The organism is Deltaproteobacteria bacterium (assembly GCA_016219225.1).
Lineage (GTDB): Bacteria > Desulfobacterota > RBG-13-43-22 > RBG-13-43-22 > RBG-13-43-22 > RBG-13-43-22.
In genome coordinates this window covers 1-10,833 of the sequence record JACRBX010000327.1, presented here as the reverse complement: position 1 = coordinate 10,833, position 10,833 = coordinate 1, and the positions used below count along the sequence as shown (strand labels likewise).

Sequence of the window (10,833 nt, the reverse complement as noted above, 5' to 3'; positions counted from 1 at the left end):
GCTGAAGGCCACTCCCCCGACCCCTGATCCCTGATTCCCGATCCCCCCTATTTGGGGATCAGGTTGTCGGGTATCTTCAACCCCAGCTCCTTGTAGTACTTGATAGCCCCGGGATGGAGGGGCACCGTAGAAGTTTCCAGGGTGAGTTTCGCCAGGTTGACGCCTTTAATGGAAGGATAGGCCGCCACCTGATCGGCAATATTTTCACAGGCCGACTTCACCATCTTGTAAACCAGATCTTCGGGCAGATCCTTTTTGGCAGCGACCCCGATCAGCATGGCGAAGGTCTTATAGGCCGGGGAATCCTTATAAAGACCCTTGGGAAGGCTGACGGTGCTCAAAAAAGGAAATTTCGCCTGGACCGTGGCGATATCCTTTGGGGTGAAGCCGAGGAGACGGATGGGGGTGAAGGTAGCGATGTCCAGTGTCGAGGCGTCAAGGGTGTCGACCCCCGCCCCGGATTTGACATAGCCCACGGTCCGTTTGTCCTTAATGGAGGCCACCGTATCCTCCGTTCCACCCCGGTAGTAGTTCGGGACCACCCCCAGAGCCGACAGGATGCTCTCAGCCGTCTTTTCAGTGGCCGACCCCCGCATTCCGGGATTAAAAGGTTTCCCGGCCAAATCCTGGACCGTTTTCACCCCGCTGTCTTCCCGAACGACAAAATTCTGAGGCGCCGCCTGATAAACCCAAAGCACATATTGATCCTTGATGGGCTTATCTTTCCAGACTCCCAGGCCGTGATAGGCCTGATACTGCACATGAACGGTGGTCATCCCCATGTCGAGGTCCCCCTTCTTCATGCGGTTGATGTTATCGACGGAAGCCCCCGTCTCCACCACCGAGATGTTCACCTCCGGCACCTTGGCATTGATGACCTTGGCGACGGCCACGAAATAGGCATAGTGGCTGGATGAGGACTGGGTCGATCCCATGGCCAATTGTTTCTTGGAGGCGGCTGAAGCCGGCTGGGGATGCCCCCATCCTAAAAATCCAAGGGCCAGGACAAGGCAAAACATCAGGGTTTTTCTAAGAGTCATCATTTTTGTTTTCCTCCTTTTAAATTTTAATTGTGCGTTACAATAACTATTGCTTTAACGTTCACCTTTAAAACCCAATATGGACGAAATCTTCCGGGATGCCTCCAGTACCAGGGGAAGGAAGATTTTCATCGCCTCTTGTTTGGAATGCCGCATAAGCGGAAAGGAGATATTGATGGCCGCTACGGCTACACCGGTATGATCGCGCACCGGTGCGGCAATAGCAAAAAGACCCGTGGCCAGCTCTTCGTCGTTCAAGGCGAACCCTTTGAGGCGGATCCCTCCCAGCTCATCTTTAAGGGCCTTGATCGATGCGATGGTCTTTTCCGTCTTCTTTTCAAAACGGAGCTGCTTCAGTATGGCTTCCAGTTCGGGTTCCGGAAGATAGGCCAGGATGGCCTTTCCCATGGAAGAACAATAGGCCGGGAGGCGGGAACCGATTCTTAAATTGGTTTCTATAATGTGCGTGGATTGCAGGCGTTCTACAAAAATAACCTCGGAACCACTGAGGATGGCCAGGTTGACCGTTGCCCCGGTCTTCTCCCGGATCTCTTTCATAACGGGCAGGGCCAATTCACGGACGCCTTTATTCTCCAAGGCGGCCAAACCGATGGTAATCATCCTCGGACCTATGGAATAACCGCCGGTGTCCGGGTCTTTGGCCACAAAACCCGACCGGGTCAAGGTCTGGAGGATCCGAAAACAGGAGGTTTTCTTGAGCCCGGAGATCTTCACCAAATTCTCCAGATTGAGGGCTGAACCGTGCCGGGACAGGAGACCCATGAGATTCAGGGCCTTTTCCAGGGATTTGATATAGTCTTTATCTTCCATCTATTCTTTATGGATTTCCCAGGCGCTGTTTCATCATTTCGATCACTTCGGCAATAGTGGTGCCCACCCGGGCGCCGGCCGTCTGCAACGATTTTATTTTACCTTGAACCGTACCTCCGGAGCCGGCAATAATAGCCCCGGCGTGTCCGATCCTTTGCCCTTCAGGCGCGGTGGACCCGGCAATATAGACAAAAACAGGTTTTTGAACTTCTCCACGGGCGATCAACTCTGCCGCCTCTTCCTCCATGGATCCCCCGATTTCCCCGATCAGAAGGACTGCTCTGGTCTCGGGATCTTTTTCAAAAAGCTTGAGGGCCTCGCCGAAGCGCAAGCCGACAATGCGGTCCCCTCCAACGCCGATGACCGTGCTTTGCCCCAGACCGGCGGCCGTCAGACGGGAGACCAGCTCATAAGTCAGGGTCCCGCTTCTTGAGGCCACACCAATGGGGCCGGGCTTAAAATACAGGGTGGGAACAAATCCGAGCTTGGCCTTTTCCGGAGGAGAAATCATCCCCGGGGTATTGGGCCCGATGATTACAACGTCCCGCTTTCGGGCTTCCTCAAACATTCCCATGGCATCGTGCAAAGGGACATGTTCGGTGACGATCACCAGGAGTTTTATGCCGTTATTCATGGCATCCAGGGCAGCCTCTTTAACCGCCTTGGCCGGAATAAACAGCACCGAGGCGTCGATCCTGTGATTCCGGCCGGCCTCTTCTATGGAATCATAGACCGGCACACCGTGTACCTTCTCGCCACCGGAACCCGGCCGCACTCCGGCCACTATCCGCGTTCCATACTCCAGCATATTCCCGGTGTGGTGCTTAGCCTGACCGCCGGTAATGCCTTGAATTAAGACTTGGGTATCTCGATAGGCCAGTATACTCATAACGCTGCCCCCACTATAGCGATGGCGCGATCGACCGACTCTTCCAGGCCGGCGATCGGTTGGATTCCAATATCTTCCAGAATTTGTCTTCCTTCCTTTTCCCGATTCCCGACCATTCGGACCACAATCGGAAAGGGCGGTTGATAGGCCGTCAGATAATCTTTAATCCCCCCGGCCAGCTCGTCACAGCGATTCAACCCCGCAAAGATGTTTATCAGAAGGCACTTGAGGCCGGGACTGTTGTGAAAGATCTGAAAAGCATCATAGATTCCCTGGCGGTTCATCTGGGCGGTATCCAGAAAATTGGCCGCCTTCCCGCCTCTGAGATGGATAAGATCCAAAATGGACATGGTGATACCGGCCCCGCTGGACAGGATCCCAATGTCTCCCTCCATTTGAATATAGGTCCAGCCTTTGTTTTTATAGGCCTGCTCCTGTTTAAAACTTTCCTCGGTCTGGGCCCTGGGGCGCACCAGTTCAGTGTGCCTGAATTGGGCTTCGTCGTCGATGACCAGGGCGCCATCCAGGGCGATCAACGATAAATCATCCCGGATCCCGAGAGGGTTGATTTCAGCCAGTTCGCAATCATAGCTCCGGAAAATCTCATAAAATGTGAGCAAGAGGCGCTGCAACCTGGTCGTCCAGTCCCCGCTTTTCTCCGGTCCTTCCTTGCCTATGAATTCGGCCAGGGTCCAGGCATCTTGTTCGGTAAGACCCTGAGAAATGGTTATGGGCCAGTTTCTTATTAAATCCGGTTTCTCCCGGGCCAGGGTTTCTATGTCGATCCCGCCCACAGGGCTCGCCAGGAAGACCGGCTGCCCTTTGGCGTAATCCACTGCCAGCCCGATGAATAACTCTCCTTTAAGCCGGACCTTTTCCTCCACCAGAAGGGTGTCGATCGTTTCCTTTTCATGCTTCCGGTTGAACAGGGAACGGCTCAAATTTTCAGCATCCTGGGGCGTGTCGGCCAAGCCGATCAATCCCGCCTTTCCTCTTTGTTTGGAAAGCGTTTGCGGCTTAAGGATCACCGGACCTTTTAAATGGGCGGCGATGCTCTGCACCTGTTCAGGGGAGGCGGCCAGGGCTCCCCGGGGAACCGTTATCCCCTGGGCCTCGAAAATTTTCTTGGCTTCATGTTCATAAAGTTTCATCGTTTTCCTTGTTCCGCATTAAGAAATATAATTCCGAAAAACAACATATAAGATTGAATTTGATTTGTCAAACAAAAAATGAGGAATCGTTAAGTTGTTGCTATTTTTTTCAAAATCGGTTATTCTTCCATAAAATCAAATTAGTGATAACGAGGTAACCTATGAATAAAATGAGCAGAATTGGTAAAATTTTCGGAATCGGACTCATCCTGGTCTTTACGATGGCCATAATTTCCAGCGAGGTCTGGGCCAGGGCCGGCGGGGGCCGTTCCGGGGGATTCCGGGGCAGCCGTTCCTTTTCGGCACCCCGAACCCAGTCGCCCGGGACCTCTCAGTTTCAGAGGAGCACCCCTCCATCTTCCGGTTTTATGAACCGGCCCTTTTCCCAGTCCACGGGAAGTCCTTTTCTGAGGGGCCTGGCTGGAGGTGTCGCCGGCGGCTTCCTGGGCAGTATGTTGTTTAGCGGCCTGGGGCATGGCGCCATGGGGTCCGGTTGGGGCTCCGGTGGGGGGTTAGGCGGTTCGGGGTTTGGTTTTCTAGAGATTATTTTAATCGGGGTTTTGATCTTTTTTATCTTCCGTTTTATTCGGAACAGAAAAAAAAACGAGTTTAGCCGAAACGCGGCTGCCGCTTACTCGCCTCCTCCCTATCAACAAGATCAACAAGCGGACCCCTATGCCGCCCCAATACAGAGCCCGGACCAGGAGGTAGAAGCCGGGATTTCCCACATCCAGTCCATGGATCAGAATTTCGATCCCCTGGCCTTCAAAGACTGGGTCCAGGACCTGTTTTTTAAGATCCAGGCCGCCTGGGGCAATCAGGATTTGAGTCCGATCGGTCCTTTTCTTACCAGTCAGATGAATGGGATTTTCCAGCAGGATTTGGATGGGATGAAGACCGCCGGTCGCGTCAACCGTCTGGAAAACATCGCCGTCCGGTCGGTGGATATTACCGAGGCCTGGCAGGAGGAGGGAAAAGATTTTATTACCATCCTTTTCTATGCCAATCTGTTGGATTACACGGAAGATAAAAATACAGGGGCCATCGTTTCCGGCAGCAAGACCGAGCCGGTCAAATTCAGGGAATTCTGGACCTTCGTGCGGCCCGTGGGAAGCCGGGGCACCTGGCAGTTGAGCGCCATTCAACAGGAGAACTAGTTAAGAAGCCTTAAATTAGGACGCAGATTTTCGCCGATACCCGCAGATAACTATTCTTGATGGTCACGTAAAAACTTGTCATTCCCGCGAAGGCGGGAATGACGAAAAGAGACAAGTTCCGACTTCCAAATAACTTAGCTTTTTTATTGCCAAGTTATTTTCTGATACAGCGCCGCAATGCGGCGTTTCATAGCTTTTTACGACTTCATCATTCTTTATATTCAAAATCTTGGCAATCTGCTTCGATCTGCGTCCAAAAAGGAATTTCCTATACTATCAAGATAATCCCGGGCGGATTGGAAAAAAAAGCCCGAGACAAATAATTCTTTAAAACGGGGATGGGCGGCCAGTTCCAGGTATTCCATCTTTCGGCTGATCCGGTCAGCCTCTTTTCTTTTCCCGGTATTCAACAGGGCCAGGCAGGCTCCATAACCGGCGGTGTTCCCCACCCGCCTGAGCTCCAGGCCCTGGTAATCCGGGAAGAGACCGAGGGTGCAGCCGTCCAGAGGATCGGCATAGTTACCGAAGGCCCCGGCCAGGAGAATCCGCCTGATCGGCTTTCCACCCAAAATCTCCTGCGATAATACCGCCCCGGCATAAAGGGCCGATTTGGCCAATTGCATTTCCGCCACATCTTTCCGGGTGATGACTATATCCTGACCCCGGGCCGTTTCAGAGCCCCAGACCAGAACGAATTCCCAACCGGTTTCAGCCTTTCGCAGACGGGGAGATCGAATTTCCGGATTAAAATTTCCTTTGGCCAGGATAATCCCTCTTCGGATCATTTCGGCCATGGCCGAGATGATGCCGGAGCCGCAAAGTCCGACCGGCGGTTGATGGCCGATGGTTTTCCAGGACACTTCCAGGGAATCCGGTTCTATTTTAACCTGTTCAATGGCCCCGCTGGCGGCCCTCATGCCCCATCGTATATGTCCGCCCTCAAAGGCCGGACCGGCCGCCGTGGAACAACAGATCAGGTGTGCTTTATTCCCGACCACGATTTCCCCATTGGTGCCGAGATCCATAAAAAGGGCCGGATCCTTATGCTTATGAAGACCGGTGGCCAAGATGCCGGCAATCGTATCGCTGCCAACAAATCCGGCCTTCAAGGGTAACAGGTGCAGGTACCCGGCGGGGTTGATTTCCAGGTCGAGGTCCCGGGCCTTTATATCCTGCGGGTCTTGAAGAACCAGCGGGTAGGGTGCCAGGGCCAGATAACGGGGATCCAGTCCGATCAGAAGATGATGCATGGCCGAGTTTCCAACGGCCGTCGCTTCCACGATTTGAAGGGGATCAATACCCGCCTCGGCCGAAGCCTCGGCAATCAGGCGATTTAAACATTGAATAATGGTTTTCCGGAGCCGGTCCAGCCCACCTGGCTCTTTCCGGCAAAAAGCAATCCGGCTGATTACATCGTCTCCAAAGGCGCTCTGCGGATTCAGGTCCGATCGGACCGAGAGCCTCCGGCCGGTTTTTAGATCAAAAAGATAACCGACCACCGTGGTGGTGCCTATATCAAAGGCCATTCCAAAACAATGCTCTTGTCTTCCGGGGATCAGGGCAATAACCTCTTTTTTGTTCCTTATCAGGGCGGTTTCCCCTTTTCCCGAACGAAGGGCCTGGGGAAGCCTTTTCAAAACAGGGAGATCGAGGGGCAGGATTTGGAACCCATAGGTTTCTTCAAGGGCCTTGGAAAGTCGTTGGCTATCGGCCCTGGCCAGATCCAGCGCAGGTTCAGGGACTTCCACATAAAAGGGGGCGACTGCCGGTTTCAGGGTCAGATGAACCGAAGACCCGGTGTCGGCGGTCAATATGACCGCTGGTTGAATACGGCTTTCTTCCGGGATGCGGATTACGGCCCCGGTCGATAAAACGGTTTCGCAAGCCAGCCGGAATCCCTGTTCGATGCCTTCTCCCAGGGTTTCCCGTTCCCATTCACTGGGCAAAGGCAATAAACCTTCGGCCGTCTCGACGATGACCCTGCATTTCCCGCATTTTTTCTTGCCCCCGCAGGGGGCTTGAAGCGGGACCCCCAGATCCTGGGCCATTTGCAGTAGGGTTTGCCGGCCGTCGGGCCGGGTTTTTTTCCCGAAAGGTAGAAAAGTTATAGAGTCCATTATTTTTTTTAAAACCTTATATAGAGATCCCCAAGAGGGTTTTGATCTTCCTTACCCCGTCGGCGGCGTCTTTGGCATAGGCCTGGGCGCCGCAGGTTTCCATGACAAATTTCAGGGTCAGGGCCGCCCCGCCGCAGACCACCTTGACTTTATCGGATAGATCACTCTGCCTGATGACCTTCACCGTTTCCTCCACAAAAGGGTCTCCGGTGGTCAAAAGCGAGGAAAGACCGACCACCTCGGCCTTGTGCGCCCGGGCCGCTTCTACAAATTTCTCCGAAGGAACGTTGACGCCAAGATCGATGACTTTGAATCCCGAGCTTTCCAGGAGAAGCTTGGTCAAATTTTTCCCGATGTCGTGGAGGTCGCCGAAGACGGTCCCCAGCACAATCGTACCCAGGGTTTCAGCCGTTTCCGTCCGAAGCAAAGGCCGGATCAAGTCCAGACAGGCCTGCATGGTCTTGGCGGCAATCATCATTTCCGGGACAAATATTTCCCTTTTCTCGAATTGATCCCCCACCTTATTCAAAGCCGGGATGAGATACCGATTGATTAAATCCTGGGGATCCGCCCCTTCGGCCAGGGCTTTTTGGGTCAATTCGACGGCCCTGTTTTTTTGACCGGCCATCACCGCTGACTCAAGAGTTTCTATGTCCGTGGTCCTCTGTTCTTTCCTTTTATGATGGCCCTTTTTTTCTTTCCGGTCCTTGTTTCCGAAAAATGCCAAATAATGCTGACAAAACTCGTCCTTCCCCAATAAGAGCTCGGTGAGCAACAGGACCTTCTTTATCTCCTTATCGGTCGGGTCGGCAATGGCGCAGGTCAGACCGTTTAAAACGGCCATGGCCAGAAAGAGGGCATTAATGGAAGACCGCTCCGGCAGTCCGAAGGAGATATTGGAAAGCCCCAGAGTCTGGTTGACTCCCAGGACATCCCTGATCAATTGCATGGCCCGCAGGGTTTCCAGACCGGACTGGTGGTCGGCACTGACGGCCATGGCCAGAGGATCAATAATCACATCTTCCCGGGGAATCCCTGCTTCGTCGGCCCCTTCCAGGATGCGCCGGGCGATCGCCAAGCGCGTTTCAGCCTGCCGGGGAATCCCCTTATCGTCCATGGTCAGGCCGATAACGGCCGCCCCATAACCCTTGACCAAAGGAAGGATCTGTTCCAGCTTTCTTTTTTCTCCATTGACCGAATTAACCAAAGCCTTTCCCTGATAGACGGCCAGACCGGCCTCCAGGGCCCTGGGCAGGGCCGAATCGAGGCACAGGGGAACGTCGGTAACCTCCTGAATGGTCTGGACGGCCTCTGACAGTAAGCGGGGCTCATCGATCCCTGAAATCCCGACATTGACATCCAGGATCCGGGCACCGGCCTTGACCTGTTTCCCGGCCTCTTTTTGGACTTTTTTCAAGTCCCCTTCTTCTAAGGCCCTGGCCAGTTTGATTCGTCCCGTGGGGTTGATGCGTTCTCCGATGATCACCAGGGGCTGGGCCGGGCCGATGGTCACGGTTTGGGAGGGACTTTTAATGAGGGTCTCCAGGTCCCCTGCCGGTTTCCCCGAACCGGAAGGCGGAAAAGAAAAAACCGGGGAAGAAGACTGTTTTCTGATGGTGCCGTATTCGGCAGCCGTTTTTAAGGCCGCCTTGACATTTTCATCCGGGGTGCCATAGGTCAGCCCCACCGTATCGATGGAATAATTGGCAAGCGGGGCGCCTTGATCGATCAATCGGCGCACCTCGGCGGCCACTTCTTCCGGGCGGCTGTTTTTCATCAGGACCGGACTGATCCGGGCATTGATCGCCACATCAGGCCCCAGGACCTGACGGGTCCGTTTCACATCCGACCCGAAGCCGATCTCCAAAAACTTCAAATGGTGAACCTGGGCATAGCCCGGAAGGGCCTGGTCCACGGAACCGCAGTGGTGTATGCCCAGGGGGTGGCAGGCCTCGGCCACCTGATTGTCATAAGGCAGATTGAAGGTCTCATAGGTCTGAAGGGAGATCTGCTCCACCGTACAGTTGGGCAGGACGAAAAGCCCGGGGTCGCACATGGGGGTTACATCCATGGCCCCGCTGCCGGTAAGGTCGTATATGAACCGGAAAAGTCGGATGATCGAGGCGGTACAGATCTTGAGCAGATGGTGGCAGAGGGCGGGATTTTCAAAATAATCAAAATAGAGCTGTTCCCCCCGGATTTTGAGGGCCAGGTTCTGAACCCCCGTGGTATTGATATCCCCGACCACTTTTCCGTACTTATTCTTAAGGTAATCGATCTGTTTGATCACCTCGGTCATGGGATAGGTATGGAGGAGGTCCGGGACCTCTAATTTTTTAATCCGGTCTTCGGACAGGTTTAAGGGGACAGCCCAGGGCAGGGCCTCTTTTTCATAAACAATCTCGCAGCCGAAGAGGGCCGGAAGCATAACCATGCCGAAGGTGATGAGGGGTTTGGGTTTCGGGTCAGGGACTCCCAGGCCCACCTCCCCGAACCGCTCATAGAGCCGGCGGTCCATCTCCATCCTGGCCGCGACCCGGGTCTCGGGATCGAAATAATAGTCCCGGTCAAAAGAAATGCCGTACTGCTTGTACCACCAGTCCGGATAAAAGCCTACACCCAGGGGAATGTGATCCCGTTCATTCATCGGTCCGGCCTCCTGTTCAGCCCTTCTGCCTTTTTTTGGATCGAATGATACCCGAAAAAGTTATATTTAGCAACGCCGTATCATAATCAGGAAGGAGGATTTGTCTTTCCTCCCTCTCCGAACTCACCACTCCGAACTCCGAACTTCTTTTCCCTTCCCCTTCGAGCTTTTCTTCGATATGCAATCTATAGTTGCATTATGTTCCTTTTAGCCCTATAATGATACCATGTTGCAACATAACCGTTTGGAGGACGATCATGGCCACAGCAGTAAGAATATCTGAAGAACTTTTGAACGACGCGAAAAGATTTAGCCGCATAGACCACCGGTCGCTTGCCGGCCAGATTGAGCATTGGGCACGGATGGGTAAATGTGCCGAAGAGAATCCGGACTTGCCATATTCCCTTATTAAGGAAATCCTGATCGGGCTTGACGAATTGGACGAAAACGAGAAAACCGAATACAAGTTCGGGTAACCTGTTATGAAAATCTACCAGTCAAGGTCATTTGAAAAAAAAGTAAAGAAGATGTCGAAGTCCGAAAAGGACTCATTGGATCGGGAAATAAAACGAATAGCGGAAAATCCGGGCATTGGGGAAGAAAAGAAAGGCGACCTGAAAGGCGTATTCGTACACAAGTTCAAACTCAAGACAATCCAGTTTCTACTTGCCTATCGGAAAGCTAATGGGGATTTAGAACTTGTTATGGCCGGGCCTCATGAAAATTATTATCGAGACTTGAAACAACATTTGAAGAACCGATAGTTCGGGTAATCGGGGAGGGGGAGAGTTTCTCCCCCCTCCCCACATCACCCGGCATGCTTGCGTGATCTTTGAGTCTTTTTCCCGGCATCTCGATTTTTGCTTTTCCTTTTCTCCGAACTCCGAACTTCTTTTCCCCCTGGCCTCTTCCCTCAAATCCCCCAAAGATGCTCCTTCTTATCTCTATCTTCTTCTTTCTCCTTCTCCGAACTCACCACTCCGAACTCCGAACTTTTTTTC

9 protein-coding genes are annotated in these 10,833 nt (G+C 53.2%); 3 read left to right on the top strand and 6 right to left on the bottom strand.

What is annotated here, in order from left to right:
- Nucleotides 1–47 precede the first annotated feature (47 nt).
- The 4 genes from HY879_26315 to HY879_26300 are packed head-to-tail and all read right to left on the bottom strand — an operon-like array spanning nucleotide 48 to nucleotide 3,911.
- On the bottom strand, nucleotides 48–1,043 hold the full coding sequence (locus tag HY879_26315) for a TAXI family TRAP transporter solute-binding subunit (GenBank protein MBI5606860.1): 996 nt from the start codon (nucleotides 1,041–1,043) through the stop codon (nucleotides 48–50).
- Between the two features lie 51 nt (nucleotides 1,044–1,094).
- A complete protein-coding gene (locus tag HY879_26310; protein MBI5606859.1) occupies nucleotides 1,095–1,871 on the bottom strand; it encodes an IclR family transcriptional regulator in 777 nt (258 codons plus the stop codon).
- A gap of 7 nt (nucleotides 1,872–1,878) precedes the next feature.
- Nucleotides 1,879–2,760, bottom strand: coding sequence for a succinate--CoA ligase subunit alpha (sucD, locus tag HY879_26305; protein MBI5606858.1), 882 nt, complete (start codon nucleotides 2,758–2,760; stop codon nucleotides 1,879–1,881).
- Complete coding sequence (locus tag HY879_26300; protein ID MBI5606857.1) at nucleotides 2,757–3,911, bottom strand: succinate--CoA ligase subunit beta; 1,155 nt, start codon at nucleotides 3,909–3,911, stop codon at nucleotides 2,757–2,759. The genes sucD and HY879_26300 overlap by 4 nt, the downstream gene beginning before the upstream one ends.
- 170 nt (nucleotides 3,912–4,081) lie before the next feature.
- Between HY879_26300 and HY879_26295 the strand changes: the two genes are divergently transcribed.
- Nucleotides 4,082–5,068, top strand: coding sequence for a Tim44 domain-containing protein (locus HY879_26295; protein ID MBI5606856.1), 987 nt, complete (start codon nucleotides 4,082–4,084; stop codon nucleotides 5,066–5,068).
- Nucleotides 5,069–5,289: 221 nt separating this feature from the next.
- Here HY879_26295 and HY879_26290 read toward each other — a convergent pair whose 3' ends face one another.
- Nucleotides 5,290–7,185 carry a DUF4445 domain-containing protein gene (locus tag HY879_26290; protein MBI5606855.1) on the bottom strand — a complete coding sequence of 632 codons (1,896 nt, stop codon included), beginning with the start codon at nucleotides 7,183–7,185 and terminating at the stop codon, nucleotides 5,290–5,292.
- 16 nt (nucleotides 7,186–7,201) lie between these two features.
- Nucleotides 7,202–9,832: a dihydropteroate synthase gene (locus tag HY879_26285; GenBank protein MBI5606854.1), complete on the bottom strand. Its 2,631-nt coding sequence runs from the start codon at nucleotides 9,830–9,832 to the stop codon at nucleotides 7,202–7,204.
- A 257-nt stretch (nucleotides 9,833–10,089) separates the two neighbouring features.
- On the opposite strand from HY879_26285, the gene HY879_26280 reads away from it, so the two are divergent.
- Nucleotides 10,090–10,308, top strand: coding sequence for a hypothetical protein (locus HY879_26280; GenBank protein ID MBI5606853.1), 219 nt, complete (start codon nucleotides 10,090–10,092; stop codon nucleotides 10,306–10,308).
- Between the two features lie 6 nt (nucleotides 10,309–10,314).
- Complete coding sequence (locus HY879_26275; protein ID MBI5606852.1) at nucleotides 10,315–10,596, top strand: type II toxin-antitoxin system RelE/ParE family toxin; 282 nt, start codon at nucleotides 10,315–10,317, stop codon at nucleotides 10,594–10,596.
- The last annotated feature ends 237 nt before the right edge of the window (nucleotides 10,597–10,833 follow it).

What these genes read in the sequence shown, in the direction of transcription:
- HY879_26290 (MBI5606855.1), bottom strand. Translation starts at nt 7,185, where the DNA reads ATGGACTCTATAACTTTTCTACCTTTCGGGAAAAAAACCCGGCCCGAC.
- HY879_26315 (MBI5606860.1), bottom strand. Translation starts at nt 1,043, where the DNA reads ATGATGACTCTTAGAAAAACCCTGATGTTTTGCCTTGTCCTGGCCCTT.
- HY879_26280 (MBI5606853.1), top strand. Translation starts at nt 10,090, where the DNA reads ATGGCCACAGCAGTAAGAATATCTGAAGAACTTTTGAACGACGCGAAA.
- HY879_26275 (MBI5606852.1), top strand. Translation starts at nt 10,315, where the DNA reads ATGAAAATCTACCAGTCAAGGTCATTTGAAAAAAAAGTAAAGAAGATG.
- HY879_26310 (MBI5606859.1), bottom strand. Translation starts at nt 1,871, where the DNA reads ATGGAAGATAAAGACTATATCAAATCCCTGGAAAAGGCCCTGAATCTC.
- HY879_26295 (MBI5606856.1), top strand. Translation starts at nt 4,082, where the DNA reads ATGAGCAGAATTGGTAAAATTTTCGGAATCGGACTCATCCTGGTCTTT.
- sucD (MBI5606858.1), bottom strand. Translation starts at nt 2,760, where the DNA reads ATGAGTATACTGGCCTATCGAGATACCCAAGTCTTAATTCAAGGCATT.
- HY879_26285 (MBI5606854.1), bottom strand. Translation starts at nt 9,832, where the DNA reads ATGAATGAACGGGATCACATTCCCCTGGGTGTAGGCTTTTATCCGGAC.
- HY879_26300 (MBI5606857.1), bottom strand. Translation starts at nt 3,911, where the DNA reads ATGAAACTTTATGAACATGAAGCCAAGAAAATTTTCGAGGCCCAGGGG.